The sequence below is a fragment of the Janthinobacterium sp. TPC_1 genome, from assembly GCF_056037845.1.
The window spans coordinates 6,022,301-6,039,003 of the sequence record NZ_CP195157.1 but is presented as its reverse complement, the minus strand read 5'-3'; the positions used below and the strand labels follow the sequence as shown (position 1 = coordinate 6,039,003).

At 66.0% G+C, this 16,703-nt stretch carries 15 protein-coding genes, 1 tRNA gene and 1 pseudogene; 11 read left to right on the top strand and 6 right to left on the bottom strand.

Annotated elements, in window-relative coordinates; translation table 11 throughout:
- Positions 1 to 10 precede the first annotated feature (10 nt).
- The gene (locus ACQVLG_RS29375) at positions 11 to 694 is read right to left on the bottom strand and encodes a GntR family transcriptional regulator (protein ID WP_474292116.1); all 684 of its coding nucleotides are present in this window, start codon (positions 692 to 694) and stop codon (positions 11 to 13) included.
- 447 nt (positions 695 to 1,141) lie between these two features.
- Between ACQVLG_RS29375 and ACQVLG_RS29370 the strand changes: the two genes are divergently transcribed.
- Positions 1,142 to 1,217 (top strand) — tRNA-Asn (locus ACQVLG_RS29370).
- A 152-nt stretch (positions 1,218 to 1,369) separates the two neighbouring features.
- Here the strand turns inward: ACQVLG_RS29370 and ACQVLG_RS29365 are convergent.
- Positions 1,370 to 1,753 carry a hypothetical protein gene (locus ACQVLG_RS29365; protein ID WP_230540322.1) on the bottom strand — a complete coding sequence of 128 codons (384 nt, stop codon included), beginning with the start codon at positions 1,751 to 1,753 and terminating at the stop codon, positions 1,370 to 1,372.
- A gap of 336 nt (positions 1,754 to 2,089) precedes the next feature.
- On the opposite strand from ACQVLG_RS29365, the gene ACQVLG_RS29360 reads away from it, so the two are divergent.
- Entirely contained in the window at positions 2,090 to 2,884 is a 795-nt protein-coding gene (locus tag ACQVLG_RS29360; protein WP_474292115.1) for an alpha/beta fold hydrolase, read from the top strand.
- A 58-nt stretch (positions 2,885 to 2,942) separates the two neighbouring features.
- On the opposite strand, the gene ACQVLG_RS29355 is transcribed toward ACQVLG_RS29360, so the two are convergent.
- Complete coding sequence (locus ACQVLG_RS29355) at positions 2,943 to 3,620, bottom strand: hypothetical protein (RefSeq protein ID WP_474292114.1); 678 nt, start codon at positions 3,618 to 3,620, stop codon at positions 2,943 to 2,945.
- Between the two features lie 139 nt (positions 3,621 to 3,759).
- Between ACQVLG_RS29355 and ACQVLG_RS29350 the strand changes: the two genes are divergently transcribed.
- The 5 genes from ACQVLG_RS29350 to ACQVLG_RS29330 all read left to right on the top strand — a co-directional run bounded on the left by ACQVLG_RS29350 (position 3,760) and on the right by ACQVLG_RS29330 (position 10,409).
- The gene (locus tag ACQVLG_RS29350) at positions 3,760 to 4,599 is read left to right on the top strand and encodes a M15 family metallopeptidase (protein ID WP_474292113.1); all 840 of its coding nucleotides are present in this window, start codon (positions 3,760 to 3,762) and stop codon (positions 4,597 to 4,599) included.
- 217 nt (positions 4,600 to 4,816) lie between these two features.
- Positions 4,817 to 8,644, top strand: a complete 3,828-nt coding sequence (tssM, locus tag ACQVLG_RS29345) for a type VI secretion system membrane subunit TssM (RefSeq protein ID WP_474292112.1) — start codon at positions 4,817 to 4,819, stop codon at positions 8,642 to 8,644.
- Positions 8,641 to 9,333 (top strand): type VI secretion system-associated protein TagF, encoded by a 693-nt coding sequence (gene tagF, locus ACQVLG_RS29340; RefSeq protein ID WP_474292111.1) that lies wholly within the window; start codon positions 8,641 to 8,643, stop codon positions 9,331 to 9,333. Before tssM ends, tagF begins: the two co-directional genes overlap by 4 nt.
- Positions 9,270 to 9,620 carry a hypothetical protein gene (locus tag ACQVLG_RS29335; protein WP_474292110.1) on the top strand — a complete coding sequence of 117 codons (351 nt, stop codon included), beginning with the start codon at positions 9,270 to 9,272 and terminating at the stop codon, positions 9,618 to 9,620. The genes tagF and ACQVLG_RS29335 overlap by 64 nt, the downstream gene beginning before the upstream one ends.
- A gap of 9 nt (positions 9,621 to 9,629) precedes the next feature.
- Entirely contained in the window at positions 9,630 to 10,409 is a 780-nt protein-coding gene (locus ACQVLG_RS29330; RefSeq protein ID WP_474292109.1) for an OmpA family protein, read from the top strand.
- A 14-nt stretch (positions 10,410 to 10,423) separates the two neighbouring features.
- Here the strand turns inward: ACQVLG_RS29330 and icmH are convergent, their stop codons facing one another.
- The 3 genes and pseudogenes from icmH to tssJ form a co-directional block, all read right to left on the bottom strand.
- Positions 10,424 to 11,209, bottom strand: coding sequence for a type IVB secretion system protein IcmH/DotU (gene icmH / locus ACQVLG_RS29325; protein WP_230540329.1), 786 nt, complete (start codon positions 11,207 to 11,209; stop codon positions 10,424 to 10,426).
- Complete coding sequence (tssK, locus tag ACQVLG_RS29320) at positions 11,206 to 12,576, bottom strand: type VI secretion system baseplate subunit TssK (RefSeq protein WP_474295843.1); 1,371 nt, start codon at positions 12,574 to 12,576, stop codon at positions 11,206 to 11,208. Before tssK ends, icmH begins: the two co-directional genes overlap by 4 nt.
- Before the next feature lie 186 nt (positions 12,577 to 12,762).
- A pseudogene (gene tssJ, locus ACQVLG_RS29315) lies at positions 12,763 to 13,224 on the bottom strand (type VI secretion system lipoprotein TssJ); the annotation flags it as partial.
- Positions 13,225 to 13,503: 279 nt separating this feature from the next.
- Between tssJ and ACQVLG_RS29310 the strand changes: the two are divergent.
- From ACQVLG_RS29310 to ACQVLG_RS29295, 4 genes are read left to right on the top strand one after another with little or no spacing between them, the layout of a single operon-like run.
- Entirely contained in the window at positions 13,504 to 14,103 is a 600-nt protein-coding gene (locus ACQVLG_RS29310) for a hypothetical protein (protein ID WP_474292108.1), read from the top strand.
- A 37-nt stretch (positions 14,104 to 14,140) separates the two neighbouring features.
- The gene (gene tssB / locus ACQVLG_RS29305; RefSeq protein WP_230540333.1) at positions 14,141 to 14,650 is read left to right on the top strand and encodes a type VI secretion system contractile sheath small subunit; all 510 of its coding nucleotides are present in this window, start codon (positions 14,141 to 14,143) and stop codon (positions 14,648 to 14,650) included.
- 1 nt (position 14,651) lies between these two features.
- Positions 14,652 to 16,142 carry a type VI secretion system contractile sheath large subunit gene (gene tssC / locus ACQVLG_RS29300; protein ID WP_474292107.1) on the top strand — a complete coding sequence of 497 codons (1,491 nt, stop codon included), beginning with the start codon at positions 14,652 to 14,654 and terminating at the stop codon, positions 16,140 to 16,142.
- Positions 16,143 to 16,173: 31 nt separating this feature from the next.
- Positions 16,174 to 16,665, top strand: a complete 492-nt coding sequence (locus ACQVLG_RS29295) for an Hcp family type VI secretion system effector (protein WP_034750126.1) — start codon at positions 16,174 to 16,176, stop codon at positions 16,663 to 16,665.
- Positions 16,666 to 16,703 lie beyond the last annotated feature (38 nt).

The following is a 16,703-nucleotide window of genomic DNA, read 5'->3' as shown; positions in this document are numbered from 1 at the left end:
TTGGCGCCGCTTACATCAGCAGCGCCGCCACCAGGTCTTTCCTGGCGTCGCCGGCGCTGCCGTCGAAGCGCAAGGCCGCTTCCACGTGCGCCAGGTGTTCGACCATCAGGCGCGCCGCCAGGTCCGCGTCGCCGCTGCGCGCCGCGTCGAGAAAACGGCCGTGTTCGTCGCACGAGCAGGCGGCATCGTGGCCCGACTGGTACAGCATGGTGATGAGCGAGCTGCGGCCCACCAGTTCGCGCACGATGTCGCGCAGCACGGCGTTGCCGGCGATATCGGCCAGCAAGACGTGGAAGTCGCCCAGCAGTTGCGAGCGCAACGGCGTCGCTTGTGCCAGCGCAAGGCGCTCCGCTTTCAGGTGCCGTGCCAGCATCTTGTAGTCGGCAGGTTTGGCCCGGGCGACGAATTCGCGCGCCAGGGCCGCTTCGATGACGCGCCGCGCGGCAAAGATGTCGCGCGCCTCCGCTTCGGTGGGCTGGCTGACGAAGGCGCCCTTGTCGGGCACCATGCGTATCAGTTTGTCTTTCGAGAGTATGAGCAGGGCGGCGCGGATCTTGGTGCGGCTGACGCCATACAGCCGGCACAGCGCCTCTTCGCGCAGCCGCGTGCCGGGCGGTAACTGGCGCGCCACGATGGCGGCCGCCATATGCTCGGCAATTTCCGCCGAGCTGTCGCCGCTGCCGGGCTTGTCCACGAGGGATGCGCTTGATTGATTCTGTCATGTCGGGTGAGAGCAGTCAGCCAGGGGCAAGGTGAACCTTGCAAGCGCATGTCCGCGCGGCGGCGTGGTTGACGCCCCGCTGCCGGCATGCCGTGAGCGCCTTGCGTGTCAGCAAGGCCTGGCTATTCTACTATCTTGCGTGGCGCCGCGCAGACGAACCCAGCCACCTGGCAAGGCTAAGTAATCCTCAGGAAATTATTGTGAATTTATGACGAACAGAACCGGATGCTATGCAAGGCGCCCGCTGCGACGCAGTGCGAGCACTGCTAGCAGCGGGCAACGCCGCAGAGGGCCGGTTATGGAAGTCAGAAATCACAATAATTTATTGGGGGTTACTTAGTTCCCTGGCGGCGTATTTTGCTGGCCATGCAGATTGAAACTGGACATGGGAAATTTTGGCGTATATAATTCGGCCTCCTTTCCCTGATAGCTCAGTTGGTAGAGCGACGGACTGTTAATCCGCAGGTCCCTGGTTCGAGTCCAGGTCGGGGAGCCAGAACAAGCAGTAGCAAAGGGCCACGTGGCAACACGTGGCCCTTTTGTTTTGCGCGCGCGGTTTCCCGTTCACGCCATCCAAGCTTTCAGTGCCTTAACGACGTGCGCGATGCCGGTCTGCTGGTGGCGGGGGTACGCGCAGTGTTTCCCGGATCAGGGATCGACAAATACGTCGAAACGCACCTTGAGCGGGCTGCCCCAGGAGATTTCCACCCAGGCCCGGAAGCCGCCGTTGTACGGCGCGATGTTGTACACGGCCATGCGGGCGGCGCCGATGAAGCGGTCCTGGGGCGTCGCGGCATACTCGCTGATATTGAGAAAGACGCGCGAATTGGCCTTCACATTGGCATTGACGAAGTTGACCGAAGGATGCACGCCATTGGCCGTCCACGTGTAGTACGTGGTGAAGGCAGCGGGGCTCAGGTTCAAGTCCTGTGCGGCCGCGCCCTGGGCGCTTTGGCCTTCCTGTTCCGTCGGCGCATCGGTTTCTTCCAGTGCCAGGTTGCTGCCCGTGCGATGTTCTACTTTCATTTCCATGATGTACTCCTGATCGATAGTTTGGACGCCGCGCCTGACGTCGTGCGGCAAGACGCCCTATCTGTTGCCGTGACGGCCAGTGTCACGTCTAGGCTGATAAGGTAGCCGTCTGCTCCGAGGGAGGAGAAGCCAATTCTAGGCCCGCGCCGTGGCGAAAAGGGCCGCCAGGGCGGGGAAAAACAGCGGGTATTTGCGTTGACGCAAACAGCGTGCGGACAGCGGCTTGCAAATTTTCCAGGCGGCTATTTTTCCGTGTACGACGAGCATGCTCTTGCGGACGATGGCACAATAGGCCAGCCTGTCCTGCCGATGCGGAACCCGTTGCGAGCCTAGCCCATGCCGATACTGAACCTGAGCGCCGAAACCGATATCTATTACGAGCTGATCGACGGCGACCCCGCCAAGCCCTGCCTGGTATTCCTGCACGAGGGGCTCGGCTGCTGCGCGATGTGGAAAGATTTCCCCGCGCAGCTGTGCCAGGCGACGGGTTGCCGCGGCTTGCTGTATGACCGCCACGGCTATGGACAGTCGTCGCCGCTGGCGGCGCGGCGCCAGCTCCATTATTTGCACGACTACGCGCTGTGCGAGTTGCCGCAGGTGCTCGCCGCACTGCTGCCGGGGCAGGATCACTTTCTCATCGGCCATTCCGATGGCGGCAGCATCGCCCTGATCTATGCGGCGCAGCAGCCGCCGCGCTTGCGCGGCCTCATCACCGAGGCGGCGCACGTGTTTGTCGAAGGCATCACGCTCGATGGCATTCGCGTGGCGGACGCGGCGTTTGGCGCGGGCAAGCTGCGCGCGCTGGCGAAATACCATGGCGACAAGACGGAAACCATCTTCAAGGCCTGGTCGGATACCTGGCTCAGCTATGGTTTCCAGTTCTGGAACATCGAGTACCTGCTGCCTTCCGTCGAATGCCCGGCGCTGGTGGTGCAGGGCAGCGAGGACCAGTACGGCAGCGCCGCCCAGGTCGACACGATCGTGGCGCAGGCCCTCAACGCCGTGCCTGCCATCGTCGAGCAATGCGGCCATACGCCGCACCAGGAGCAGCCGCAGGCGTTGCTGGCGCTGATGGAAGGCTTTTTGCAAGGCCGCATGGACGCGGCCGCCCACCCGAAAAACCCAGGATAGACCCTGGTATGGATCACCCGCGACAAGCGCGCCTGAGCTTCCATGCGGCGCGTCAGCCTCAATGGCAGGCGGGATCGCTGTCCCAGCGGCCCGAGCAGATGCGCGAGCGGCACAGCATGCCTTCGATCAGGCCCAGCTGCTGACAGCGGCGCAACAGCTCAGCCGTTTCTTCTTCCTGTTGGCGCAGCACCACGTCGCGCACGGGCGGCGCCGTGCCTTCCTGCCGGTGCGCATGCGCCACCATCGCCGTCAGCAAGGCGACGTCGCTGTCGCCGGGCGCGCCAGCCGGTTTTGCTCCGCGTGGACGGGCGGCGGCCTGGCGTACGGGCGGCGTCTTGTGCGGGACGCTTGCTGTCGCGGCGGCCGCCACAGGCAAGGGCGGTCCCGCCGTATTGACGATGGTGGCCGCTTGCGCCGCGTGCGGGGGCACCGTTGGCGCGGATGGCGCCGGCACTGCGGGCGCCGCCGTGGCCGTGACGGGTGCCGGCGGCAGGAAGCTGGCCTCCGTGTAGTAAGCGAGTACGGCCGTGATCAGCACCGCCAGGCACAGCACGCCGGCGGCCCCGTGCCGCCAGCCAGGGCGCCAGCGCAGGGCGGGCCGGACAGCGGGCGCGGCGACGCCGTGTTCGAGCTGCGACAGGATGCCCTTGCTGTCGCATGGCGCACCGGCCGTGCCGGCCTTGCTCAGCAGGTTGGGACCGCGTGCCTGGCCATCTCCGGTTTTCAATAAAGACAAAATATCACCTCCGCAGTGGATCAAACTCGACTGACCTTGATGTAAACCGCGCTCATGCGGGCCGCGGGCGCCTACGATCTAGCGATACCGCCGAGCAATTGCTTGCCCGGCCCTGGCTATTCCCCTTATGGAGCGCCCCATGTTCGTCGCCCTGATCCTGATGTATTTCCTGCTCGCCTGTTTTGCCTGCTGGCTGCTGCTGTTTCCCGGCGGCCGCGCCATCGTGCTGCATACGCTCATCAACCTGGGCTGGCGCATGCAGCGGCGCGCGCAGGGGCTGCAGCGGGGTGGCGGCGCGCAATGGCAGCGCGTGCAGCGGCATACGGGCTCGGGCATGGCACGCGCCTGGCAGCTGCTGCGGCGGCATCGCTGGCTGAGCCTGGCAGGCAGCGTGCTGGTCATCGTGCCGCCGCTGCTGGCCTGGCTGTCCAGCGACCGCATCGCCCTGCGCGGCTATGCCGACCAGCAACACGCGATCAACGACCAGGTCAGCGACTTGCTGAAAGGCGAGCAGCTGGTGCCGCCGCCCGCCTTGCCGCCGCTGCTGTTTTCCACGGCGGAAGTAACGCAGCTGCGTCCGCTGCTGGGCGGCGCCAGCCGCAACTGGCAATTGCTCGACCACGATTACGCGCAGCGTTTGCTGCTGGTCTTCAAGATCATGAAGGAGGTGCATGGCTACGACATGGTCTTGCTGGAAGGCTATCGCAGTCCCGCGCGCCAGGATCAATTGGCGGCGGCCGGCCCCAACGTGACGAACGCCAGGGCGTTTCAAAGCTATCACCAGTACGGCCTGGCCGCCGATTGCGCATTCATGCATGAAGGAAAGCTCATCATTTCTGAAAAAAATGCCTGGGCCATGCGCGGCTACCGTTTATATGGCGTGACGGCCGAATCGGTGGGCCTGCGCTGGGGCGGGCGCTGGACCATGATGGATTTTGGCCACACGGAATTGCCGCAACCGCGCGTGCTGGGCAAGTAAGCCGCGCCAGCCATTCTAGCGCCGCGCCGGGGCCGGATTTTCACAGCTGCAAGCTTGCTTGCGCAGCGTCAATGGCATGCCGGCACCTGCGGCACGCTGGCGCCGGGTACTTGTCATATGTCAACAAAGGCGTGCCGCATTGCTGTCAGGATGGGTCGAGTCCGCCTTGCTGCGCGGCGGCGTTCCTCCTGCTTTGCGACCTCACTCTGGGCTCATCATGCTGCGACGACTCTGGCATTTCCTCACCGACAGCCGCAATCTGACCATCTTCGGCTTCGTGGCGCTGGCCGTGTTCCTGTACCTGGGCGCCGAAGTGCTGGAAGTGGCGCTGATCTGGGCGCTGGCCTTGCTGCTGCTGGCCTTTGTCACGTGGCTGGGCCTGTGGCTGTGGCGCCGGCGCCGCGCGCGGCGCGATGCGCAGGCGCTGGGACAGGCCATCCTCAACGAGGCCGAGATCGCCGCCGCGCAAGCGGCCTCGGCATCGACGGCCAGCAACACGCAGCATGGCGAACTCGACGCCGTGCGCACGGGCATGCAGGCCGCCATCGAGACCATCAAGACGTCCAAGCTGGGCCTCAAATCGGGTGCCGCGGCCCTGTACGAATTGCCGTGGTACATGATCATCGGCAATCCGGCGGCCGGCAAGAGCAGCGCCATCCTGCATTCGGGCCTGCAATTTCCCTTCGCCGACGGCAAGATCGTGCAAGGCGTGGGCGGCACGCGCAACTGCGACTGGTTTTTCACCACGGACGGCATCGTGCTCGACACGGCGGGACGCTATTCCGTCGTCGACGAGCACCGGGGCGAGTGGTTCGGCTTTCTCGACCTGCTGAAAAAATACCGGCGCAAGGCGCCCATCAACGGCATCCTCATCGCCGTCAGCATCGCCGAATTGAAAGGTGATCCCGATGTCGGCATGCAACTGGCGCGCAGCCTGCGCAAGCGCGTGCAAGACGTCATCGAGCGCCTGGAAGTGTTCGCGCCCCTGTACATCGTGTTTACCAAGGCGGACCTGATCTCGGGCTTCACGGATTTCTTTGCGGATGCCGAGCGCAGCGAGCGCGAGCGCGTCTGGGGCGCCACCATGCCCTACCAGCGCAAGCTGCCCACGGCCGACTTGCTGAGTTTTTTCGACCAGAGCTTCGATGAATTGCACGACGGCTTGACGGAGCTGAGCCTGGCCAACATGGCGCACCGGCAACGCAAGACGATGGCGCCCGGCGTGTTTACGTTTCCGCTGGAATTTTCCGCCATCAAGCCGGCCCTGCGCGCCTTCATCGCCACCCTGTTCGAGGAAAATCCGTTCCAGTTCCAGCCCGTCTTCCGCGGCTTTTACTTTACCAGCGCGCTGCAGGAGGGCGAGCCCGTCAGTGCCTCTTCGCAGCAGGTGGCGCGCCGCTTCGACCTGGCCTTCGCGCCGGCCCCGGCCGCCGTGCCATCGGGCGCGCGCCAGCATGGCTATTTCCTGCTGGAACTGTTCCGCAAGGTGATTTTTGCCGACAAGCACCTGGTGGCCAACTATGCCAACCGCGCCAGGCTGCGCTTCAAATATGCCGTGTTCTTTGCCGCCACCGTCTCGCTGGGCGCTTGCCTGGGCGGCTGGAGCTGGTCCTACCTGGGCAACCGGCAACTGGTGGCGAATGTGGAAGCCGATCTGAATAAAGTGGTGAAGCTGCAAGAGAAACGGCTGGACTTGCAGTCGCGCCTGGAAGCGCTGGAGATCTTGCAGGACCGCATCGAGCAGCTGGAAGCGTACCGCACGCAACGGCCGTGGTCCTTGCGCCTGGGCCTGTACCAGGGAGACTTACTGGAGCGCAAGCTGCGCGAGGAATATTTTGCCGGCGCGCGCCAGGTCATGCTGGCCCCCGTGGCGGGCGCGCTGGAAGCCTTGCTGTACGAAATGAACGCCAGCGCCGACCAGCTGCAGCCCACGGCGCGCCCGCCGCAGACGCCGGCCGCCGCGCCCGCCGCGCCTTCCGCCGCGCCGCGCAGCGTGCAGTACCAGGCGGCCAGCGCGACGAATGTGGAAGACGCCTACAACGCGCTGAAAACCTATCTGATGCTGGCCGACAAGACGCATGCGGAAAGCAGCCACCTGAACGACCAGCTGACGTTCTGGCGCGGCTGGCTGGAGGGCAACCGGGGCGCCATGCCGCGCGAACAGATGATACGCAGCGCCGAACGGCTGCTGACGTTTTACCTGGCGCAGATCGGCGACCCGTCCTGGCCGCGCATCGAGCAAAAGCTGGCGCTGGTCGACCAGGCGCGCGAAAACCTGCGCCGCGTGGTGCGCGGCATGCCGGCGCGCGAACGCGTGTATGCCGACATCAAGGCGCGCGCTTCGACGCGCTTTCCCGGCATGACGGTGGCGCGCATCGTCGGCGAACAGGATCAGGCGCTGCTGGCCGGCAGCTATGCCGTCTCCGGCGCCTTTACGCGCCAGGCGTGGGAAAAGTTCGTCGAGGGCGCGTTTCGCGATGCCGCCAACCGCGAGCTGCAAAGCGCCGACTGGGTGCTGAAAAGCGCTTCCACCGACGACCTGACCCTGGAAGGCAGCCCGGAGCAGATCGAGAAAAACCTGGTGGCCATGTACAAGGCCGACTACGCGCGCGAGTGGCAAAAATTCGTGCAGGGTGTGGCCGTCGCCGACCTGAAAGGTTTTGACGGTGCCGTGCAGGCGATGAACCGCCTGGGCGACCCGCAGTCGTCGCCGATTGCCAGGCTGCTGACGAGCATCTACGAGGAAACCTCGTGGGACAACCCGGCGCTGCAAAATGCGCAATTGCGCAAGGCCGAGCGGGGCATCGTCGCCTGGTTCAAGGAAACCGTGCTGCGCCGCGCGCCGTCGCAGCTGACGGCCAATCCCGGCCTCAATGCGCAGATCGACCCGGCCCGCCTGGATAAGCCGATGGGCCCCGTGGGACGCGAATTTGCCGGCGTGGGCAAGCTGGTGGCGGCCAGGGACAACAATGCGTCCTTGATGCGCGCCTACCTGGAGGCGCTGTCGAAACTGCGCAGCCGCCTGAACCAGCTGAAGAACCAGGGCGACGCGGGGCCGGGTGCGCGCCAGTTCATGCAGCAGACGCTGGAAGGCAGCGGTTCCGAGCTGGCCGACGCCCTGAAACTGGTCGACGAGCAGCTGCTCACGGGGATGAGCGACGCGCAAAAGCAGGCCATACGCCCCATCCTTGTGCGCCCGCTGATGCAGACCTTTGCCGTCATCGTCGCGCCGGCCGAACTCGATATCAACAAGACCTGGGCGGCGCAGGTGTATGAGCCGTTCCAGAAATCGCTGGCCAACAAATATCCGTTTGCGCCCACGGCGCGCATCGAGGCGAGCAATCTGGAGATCGGCCAGTTCTTCGGCCCGGAAGGCCTGGTGGCGAAATTCGTCACGACGTCCATGGGCCCCCTGGTGGTGCGGCGCGGCGACGTGCTGGCGCCGCGTACCTGGGCCGACATGGGCATCAGCCTGTCGCCGCAGGTGGTGGCGCGCTTCCCCGGCTGGATCGCGCCGCTGGGCGCGGGCGGCGTGGCGGCCACGTCGACGGCGGCGCAAACCGTGTTCCAGATCCAGCCGTCGCCCGCGCCGGGCACCCTGGAATACACGGTGGAGATCGACGGCCAGCAGCTGCGCTACCGCAACACGCCGGCGCAGTGGACGAACATGGTGCATCCGGGTCCGCAGGGCGCGGCGGGCATGCAGGGGGCGCGCATCACGGCCGTCACCTTCGACGGGCGCACGGTGGAACTGTTCAACGAGCCGGGGCAGTTCGGCCTGAAGCGCATGATCGATGCGGCGAGCAAAAAGCGCAAGGATGGCGGCGTGTTCGAACTGCGCTGGGCGCGCGGCGAGGTGGCCGTGGCAGTCGACCTGAAAATCACCAGCAGCGCCGAAACGACGGCGACGGGCGCCGGTGCCGCCGCTGCGGTGCAGGAGCAGGGCTTTCGCGGCATGCAGCTGCCCGAGACCATCGTGGGGGCTGCCGCGCCCGCGCCGGCCATTGCCGCCGTCGCCGCAGCCGCAGCGGGAGTGTCGCCATGATGCGCGCGCAACAGCAGGTGCGTCTCGGCTACTTCGGCAAGATCCCCGCGCGCGGCGATTTCATCAAGGCTTGCGACAATCACGCGCTGGTGCAGCTGCTCGACGACTGGCTGGCGCAGGTCATGACTGCGCTGACGGTGGAACCGCGCTGGAAGCTCAATTACGACGCCTTGCCGCCGCTGCGCTTTGCCTTCGTCGGCACGCGCAGCCGGCGCGCCATCGCCGGGCGCCTGGAGGCGAGCAACGACCAGTCGCAGCGGCGTTTCCCCTTCATGGCCATGGGCGCGCTGGAAGTCGACGACGCCGAAGCCTTTGTCGGCTGCAGCCCGCTGGCGCTGGCACCGCTGTGGCAGCGCGTGGAGCAGCTGTCGCAGGGCATCGTGGCCAGCGCCGAGCCGGGGCCGGCGCTGCTGGCGCTGGCCGGCAACGTGGTGGAAATCGAACCGGCGGCGCCGTGCCACGCGGCGCGGCTGGCCGCCTTCCTGCAGGCGCAGACCGTGCATGGGCTGCAAGCGATGCTGGCCTCGCCCGCCTTCCCCGTGACGGTGCGCGAACTGCTGCTGGGCTGGGCCTGCTGCTGCGGCCGGTGCGCCAGAGCGGCTTGCCGCGCCTGGAAAAAAGCCTGGTGCTGCCGCTGCCGCAAGAGGCGCCGCTGCGCGAGCTGGTGGCCAGCTTCTGGCTGCACCTGATCGCGCCTTTCCTGCGCCAGGCCGATTTCGAACTGGCGCTGTTCTTTTCCCGCCTCGACGAAGCGCCCGTGCTGGTGATCGGCTTTTGCGGCGCCGACCCGCACGGCTTGCGCGCGCTGATCGATCCGCAGGCCGGCAGCGAACGGCTGATCATCTTCGACCAGCTCGACTGGGTCGAAGAGCAGCTGGGAAGCGATGCGGCGCTGCGCCGGTTTTCCGCCTGCCTGCAGCAGGAACAGCTGTCGCTGCGCTCGGCCTGCGCCATGTTCATGGATACCTTTGCCTGAAGGATTGCGATGAAACCAACCGTCTTCTTCCTGCTGCTGGGCGCCGCCACCGCCTGCCACGCCCAGGCGCAAGCGCCGCAGACGCCCATGCCTGGGCAAATCCTCGTCACGGGCACCCTGGCCGACGAGGCGGGCAAGGCGGCCGTGCTGGCCCGCCTGCGCGAACTGTATGGCGCCGAGCGCGTGGTCGACCAGATCGCCATCGGCAGCGTGGCCGTGCCGGCCAACTGGAACGCCTACGTGCAAAAGCTGATCGCGCCCAACCTGAAGCTGATTTCACGGGGGCAGATCAGCATAGCCGGCAACAACGTCAGCGTGCGCGGCGAAGTGGCGAACGAGGCGCAGCGCCAGCAGATCGCCAGCGACATCGCCACCAGCCTCAATCCCACCTACACCGTCAACAACGGCTTGCGGGTCAAGGCGCCCGAGGCCGAGCAGGGCTTGCTCGATGCGGCGCTCGATAAACGCATCATCGAATTCGACAGCGGCAAGGCGTCCATCACGCCGGCCGGCCTGGCCATCCTCGACGAGATGGCGGCCGCCATGCTCAGGCTGCGGGGCCGCAAGGTGGAGGTGATCGGCCACACGGACGACACGGGCCTGCGCGCCAGCAACGTGGCCCTGAGCCTGGCGCGCGCCGAAGCCGTGCGCGCCTACCTGGCCAGCAAGGGCGTGGTGGCGGACTCGGTGCTGGTGTCGGGCCAGGGACCGGACCGTCCCGTGGCCAGCAACGCCACGGCCGATGGCCGGGCGCGTAACCGGCGCATCGAGTTCAGAATCGCGCAGTAGGTTTTGTGAGGTGTTCAGGGCAAGGTGATGGTCAGGTGCGCGGGGCTTGGCGCCAGTTTGACCAGGTCCGCATACGCGGCCAGGGTCGTTTGCGTGCCGCGCGTCAGATGCGTTTTCAGGCCCAGGTAGGCGCAGATGGCCAGCAGGGCGAAAAAGCTCGACAGCGCCCACAGCGGCACGTCGCTGCCGCGTTTGTTGACCACCTGGTCGGGGCGTTCCGCGCGCGGCGCGAAGCCGCGGCTCTTGCCCTTGATGTGGGCGATCTCGTCGCCCAGGCGCGCCGTCAGGTAGCTGAGTTTTTCGCCGCCGTCGATCGCATACTTGCCCTGGAATCCCAGCAATAAACACATGTGGAACACCTGCAGCGCCTGCACGCGCATGGCGCCCTTGCCGCGCAAGGCGTCGAGGCGGTCGAAAAAGTGTTCGCCTGCCAGCTGGTCGCCAAAGATCAGCAGCTGCAGCGGGCGCCGCTCCCACTGCTTGCGCAGGGCGAAAGGCGAGGCCAGGATGATTTCATCGACGGCCGCGCAGAACGCATACTTGGCCGCCTCGATATCGTCGCCGTCGGCGCGGATCTTTTTCGCTTCGCGTTCGAAGTCGCCGAGGAAGGCCGTGATGCGGTCCATGAAGCTTTGCTCGTCGCCGGGTGCCGAACCGTGCTTCAGCATGAACAGCATGTAGAAGCCTTCGTGCATCAGGTCCAGCAGGGCGCTGCCCGCATGCCGGTTGCCGCCTGCCGGTGCGGCACCGCGTGATCCCAGCAGGGAGGGCGCCGCGCGCCGTTCGATGAGCTGGCTCATGCCGTCACCGCGATCAGTTCCAGCTGCAGGTCGCGTATGCCGGCCGGCACGTAGACGGAAATCGACTGCGCCTTGAGCATCTGCTCGTACAGCGCGCCGCGGTTTTCAATCGCAAAATAATAGGTGTCGGGCCGCACGGGGATGGCCGCCGGCACTTGCGGCGCATGCGACAATTTGAGGCCGGGCATGGCCGTGAGCACGCATTTTTCCACGTCGTCGGGCGCGCCCACTTTCACCCGCACGGGCACCACGTCCACCAGCTCGATGGCGGGCATGGCGGCGCGTATCGCCAGGTACAGGGTGGTGTGCTGGTCGATCTTGCCCGAATCGAGCTTGCCCAGGTAGTACGAGGGCTGGTCTTCCAGCAGGGCGATGGAAAAATATTTCGACGAGATGACGGTGTCGAGCAGTTCGCGGATGATCGCGTCGATGGCGTCGAAGCAGGCGCCCGGCTGCGCGTGGTCGTAGGCGGGCAGGCTGGCCAGGGTGTAATGCTTGGAGTAGCTGAGCAAGCCGCCGGCAAGGCCCAGCAGCGCCTCGTACAGGCGTTCCGGATGCAGGGCCGGATGGCGCACATAGTGCATCAGCGCGGCGGCGGCCGTGCTCACCGTGTGCAGCAGCCAGAATGACGATACGTCGCCCGAGCGGAATTCGATCACGTTGCGGCTCGGCTCGCGGTGGTGGCCGTGCAGCGCGCTCACTTTCGCCTGCAAGGCGTCGAGCAGGTGTTCCAGTACGCCCTGCAGGCGCGGCGCGCCGGCGATCGCCAGGCTGGGGGCCATGAACGAGGGCACGGGCTCGAAGCCGCCCGACACCGTGCGCCGCAGGGCGATCAGCGGCAGGCAGTCGTAGGAGCCGCGCGCCTCGCTGTCGGGAATCAGGCGCACGGTCTTCTTCAGGTAGGCCACGTCGGCCACGGCGGACTCCGTAAACAGGTCGGGCGTGGCGCGCATGGCGTGCGCAAAGCGCGTGGCCGCCGGCGTGCCCGCTGCCGGCGCCTGCGCCGTGTAGTTCATGCCTTCGCGGTTGAGGATGGGCAGGGCCGCGTAATACGTCACTTCCTGCACCGCGGCCGGCAGCGCTTCCAGGTCCACCGGCGGGGGCAGGGTGTCGCTGCCCGGTGCGCCGTCGCCCAGCGCCTCGAACACTTCGCCGTCGCGGAAGATCGCCGACAGGGCGTACAGGCGCAGGGTGCCCGTCTTCAGCGCCGCCAGATCCCATTCCATGTGCGCCACGCCCCACAGGTAGGGATGCAGCGCGCTGGCCGTGTGATGCAGGCGCGCTTCGTGATATTGATCCTGGCGCTGGAAATGCTGCGGCCGCAGGAACAGGCCTTCTCCCCACAAGACTTTCGCTGCCATGCCCATCTCGTTTCTCCTTGTATGTGTGGCGTGTCTGTTCGTGCTACTGGCAGCGCGGGGCCGACAGCGTGGACGCGCCGCTGATGCTGAGCGCGCACGCATGCAGGCCGACGATGCGCCGCGTTCAGCGCCCGCGCGTTCAGCGTCGGCGGCGGCAAAGGTGGCGCGCCAGCGCTGCGTTGCCGGCGCGCGGAACAGGGCCACGACGCCGATGAAAGACGCTTCCTTGCTGACTTTTTCCTGCACCTCGTAGCGCTGGCCCGGCACCAGCAGCACCTCTTTGACCTCCATCAGGTCGGCGCCCAATGCCGCCTTTTCGCGCTGCGCGTCGAGGAAGCTGTCGTAGGGCGCCTGCTCGAAGGCGGCGCTCTGGCGCAGCTTGTAGATGCGCGCCACCAGCGCCAGCGGCCGGCCCTCGGCGTCGGTGTTGAGGCGCTGCGCCGCGTGCAGGCGGATGCTGACCTTGCGCGGCGGCTGTTGCGCGTCGGGCAGTTCGGGCGGCGGCTTGGCCACGCCGGCCATCTGCAGCGCCGCGTTGGCCAGGGTGCCGATGGCGCCGCCCGCGCAGCCGGCTTGCAGCAAGGCCAGCAGCAACACCGGCAGCCGTAGCGGGGTGGCGCGCGCCAGACGGCGGAGCGGGGCGTCAGATGGCATGGGCACTCTTTGTAAAAATGGTGGGTGGAAATAAAAGTGTTGCAGCCATTTAAACGCATGCAGGGGCGGCCCGCTTGCGTTGGCGCAAAGTCCGCCTGCGATCAACGCACTTCCTGCGCCAGATCAGGATTCATGCACCTGTACGCGGCTTTGGCGCGGAACTTCTTCTTTGCTGATTAATCTCAATCTGGCCAAAAAATTGGCGATCAATAATGGCCTCCACCAAGGCGCCGCCCATCTTTCCCAGCGGTAGCGTCCTCCACGTGAAGGAGTGCCCCGATGAAGCCTGCCACCACCGTGTTGCCCCGTCTTGCCTGCCTTGCCAGCGCCCTGTTGCTGGCCGCCTGCGCCACGCCAGACCAGCCCGTGTCCAGCAAACCTGCCGCGCCGACCCTGGCGCAAGTGATGAGCGACGCCGACGCGGCCGCGCGCGCCGGCCAGTACGAGCGCGCCATGACCCTGCTTCAGCGCGGCGGCACGAGCTACCCGGCCGACAAGGCGCCGTGGCTGCAAATGGCGCAGATGAAGTTCGACCGCGGCCAGTACGGCGACGCCATCGGCCATGCGCTCGAAGCGCTGGAACGCGACCCGGACGACAAGGTCGCCAACAGCATCGTCGCCGTCAGCGGCTTGCGCCTGTCCGGCAAGGCGCTGGCCGACCTGTCGCGGCAAAACAATCTGAACGGCTCGCTGCGCTCGGAAGCGCAGGACCTGGCCAAGCTGCTGCGCGCCAGCATCGGCGAAGAAGTGCTGGTGCCGCCGGCCAGGCGCCCGCCGGCGGCCGGCAAGCGCGCCGCCGCTTCCGGTTCCGGCACGCCGGCGGCGAAGGGCGCGGCCTCGCCAGGCAGCACGGCCGACCCGTTCAGCGGCCTGAAATAAGCGAGCATTCCCACCATCCCCTTGCAAAGGAAGCGACATGCCCAAGTCCGACAGCGTGCAAAAACGCCTGAAGCAGATACGCGCGCCGCGCGTGCAAATGACCTACGACGTCGAGATCGGCGACGCGATTGAAAACAAGGAGCTGCCCTTCGTAGTCGGCGTGCTGGGCGACTTCGGCGGCAATCCGGACAGCGAGAAAAAACGCCTGAAGGACCGCAAGTTCGTCGCCCTCGACCGCGACAACTTCGACGAAGTGCTGGCCGGCGTGGAACCGGTCGCCCGTTTCGCCGTGCCGAACCGCCTCAGCGAGGCGGGCGGCACCTTCGCCGTCGATCTGCATTTCCGCTCGATGGACGACTTCCGTCCGGAATCGGTGGTGCGCCAGGTGGAGCCCTTGCGCAAGCTGCTCGACGCGCGCACCAAGCTGGCCGACTTGCGCAACAAGCTGGCGGGCAACGACAAGCTGGAAGACTTGCTGACGGAAGTGCTGAACAACACGGACAGCCTGGCCACCCTGAAACCGCAGTTCCCAGCGCAGGAGGATTGAGATGAACGCCCAGGCAGAAGCCCTAGCCGCCGCCGCTCCCGTCGCGCCGGCCGCCACCGATTTGCTGGACCAGATCGTCGAGCAGAGCCGCGTTGCCAAGTCCGGCGCCGAACATGCGCGCGCGCGCGACCTGATCTCGGAACTGGTGGCGCAGGTGCTCGACGGCACGGTGCTGATGTCCAGCAGCCTGTCGGCCACCCTGGACGGGCGCGTGGCGGAAATCGACCGCCTGATCTCCACCCAGCTCAGCGAAATCATGCACGCGGCGCCGTTCCAGCAGCTCGAGCAAAGCTGGACGGGGCTGCGCTACCTGGTCGGCAATTCCGACACGGGCACGCGGCTGCAGATCCGCATGTTCAACGCCACCAAGCGCGAACTGGTGAAGGATTTCCAGGCCGCGCTGGAGTTCGACCAGAGCAGCATGTTCAAGAAGGTGTATGAAGAGGAATTCGGCACCTTCGGCGGCGCGCCCTTCGCCGCGCTGCTGGGCGACTTCGCCATCTCGCGCCAGCCGGAAGACATGTATTTCGTCGAGCAGATGTCGCACATCGCCGCCGCCGCGCATGCGCCGTTTATCGCCTCGGCCGCGCCGGAACTGTTTGGCCTGGAAAGCTACGGCGACCTGGGCAAGCCGCGCGACCTGGCCAAGGTGTTCGACACCATCGAGTACGCGAAATGGAAAGCCTTCCGCGAATCCGAGGATGCGCGTTATGTCGGCCTGACCTTGCCCCGCTTCCTGGGCCGGCTGCCGTTCAATCCCGTCGACGGCACCACGGTCGAAGGTTTTAATTTTGTCGAGGAAGTCGACGGCAGCGACCATCATAAATACCTGTGGTGCAACGCCGCGTATGCGTTCGGCTGCAAGCTGACGCGCGCCTTTGCCGATTACGGCTGGTGCGCCGCCATCCGCGGCGTGGAAGGCGGCGGCCTGGTGGACGACCTGCCGACCCACACCTTCAAGACGGACGAGGGCGACGTGGCCCTGAAATGCCCGGCCGAAGTGGCGATCACGGACCGCCGCGAAAAGGAATTGAGCGACCTGGGCTTCATCTCGCTGGTGCACTGCAAGAACACGGCGTATGCGGCGTTCTTCGGCGCGCAGTCGGCGCAGAAAAGCCGCAAGTACAACAGCGACGCGGCCAACGCCAACGCGGTGCTGTCGTCGCAGCTGCAGTACATCTTCGCCGTCTCGCGCATCGCCCACTACATGAAGGCCATGATGCGCGACAAGATCGGCAGCTTTGCCGCCGCCTCCAACGTGGAGGATTTTCTGAACCGCTGGCTGATGCAGTACGTGCTGCTCGACGATAACGCCAGCCAGGAACAGAAGGCGCAGTTCCCGCTGCGCGAGGCGTCCGTGCAGGTGCATGAAGTGCCGGGTCGGCCGGGCGTGTACCGCGCCGTGTCGTTCCTGCGCCCCCATTTCCAGCTCGATGAATTATCCGTTTCGCTCCGACTGGTCGCGGAGTTGCCGAAGTCGACCAATTCCTGATCCACCCCTCTTTCAACCACAGGAGCACACCATGGCAATCGATGTATATCTGCAGATAGACGGCATCAAGGGCGAGTCCACCGATGACAAGCACAAGGACTGGATCGAGTGCAAATCGGTCAGCTGGAGCGTCGAGCAGCCGAAGTCCGCCACCGCCTCGACGGGCGGCGGGCATACGGCCGAACGCTGCGAGCACAAGGACATCGTCATTTCCAAGCTGGCCGACCTGGCCTCGCCGGTGCTGCTGCAGACCTGCTCGGCCGGCAAGACTATCCCCAAGGCGCGCTTCGAATTCATGCGCGCCGATGGCCAGGGCGAACGCGTCAAATACTTTGAAATCGAAATCGAGAATGTGCTGATCGGCGCCGTCACGCCGAATGTGGAAGAGGGCGACATCCTCGGCGAACACGTCGGCTTCAAGTTCTCGAAAGTGAAGTGGAAATACACGCAGCAAAAAGTGACGGGCGGCGCCGGCGGCAATACCTCGGGCGGCTGGGACCTGGCCGCGAACCGCGTGGCTTGATCCATTGCGCGCGGCGCGCGGCGGCCACCTCCGCCCGC

What these genes read in the sequence shown, in the direction of transcription:
- ACQVLG_RS29365 (WP_230540322.1), bottom strand. Translation starts at nt 1,753, where the DNA reads ATGGAAATGAAAGTAGAACATCGCACGGGCAGCAACCTGGCACTGGAA.
- ACQVLG_RS29360 (WP_474292115.1), top strand. Translation starts at nt 2,090, where the DNA reads ATGCCGATACTGAACCTGAGCGCCGAAACCGATATCTATTACGAGCTG.
- ACQVLG_RS29350 (WP_474292113.1), top strand. Translation starts at nt 3,760, where the DNA reads ATGTTCGTCGCCCTGATCCTGATGTATTTCCTGCTCGCCTGTTTTGCC.
- tssM (WP_474292112.1), top strand. Translation starts at nt 4,817, where the DNA reads ATGCTGCGACGACTCTGGCATTTCCTCACCGACAGCCGCAATCTGACC.
- tagF (WP_474292111.1), top strand. Translation starts at nt 8,641, where the DNA reads ATGATGCGCGCGCAACAGCAGGTGCGTCTCGGCTACTTCGGCAAGATC.
- ACQVLG_RS29330 (WP_474292109.1), top strand. Translation starts at nt 9,630, where the DNA reads ATGAAACCAACCGTCTTCTTCCTGCTGCTGGGCGCCGCCACCGCCTGC.
- icmH (WP_230540329.1), bottom strand. Translation starts at nt 11,209, where the DNA reads ATGAGCCAGCTCATCGAACGGCGCGCGGCGCCCTCCCTGCTGGGATCA.
- tssK (WP_474295843.1), bottom strand. Translation starts at nt 12,576, where the DNA reads ATGGGCATGGCAGCGAAAGTCTTGTGGGGAGAAGGCCTGTTCCTGCGG.
- ACQVLG_RS29310 (WP_474292108.1), top strand. Translation starts at nt 13,504, where the DNA reads ATGAAGCCTGCCACCACCGTGTTGCCCCGTCTTGCCTGCCTTGCCAGC.
- tssB (WP_230540333.1), top strand. Translation starts at nt 14,141, where the DNA reads ATGCCCAAGTCCGACAGCGTGCAAAAACGCCTGAAGCAGATACGCGCG.
- tssC (WP_474292107.1), top strand. Translation starts at nt 14,652, where the DNA reads ATGAACGCCCAGGCAGAAGCCCTAGCCGCCGCCGCTCCCGTCGCGCCG.
- ACQVLG_RS29295 (WP_034750126.1), top strand. Translation starts at nt 16,174, where the DNA reads ATGGCAATCGATGTATATCTGCAGATAGACGGCATCAAGGGCGAGTCC.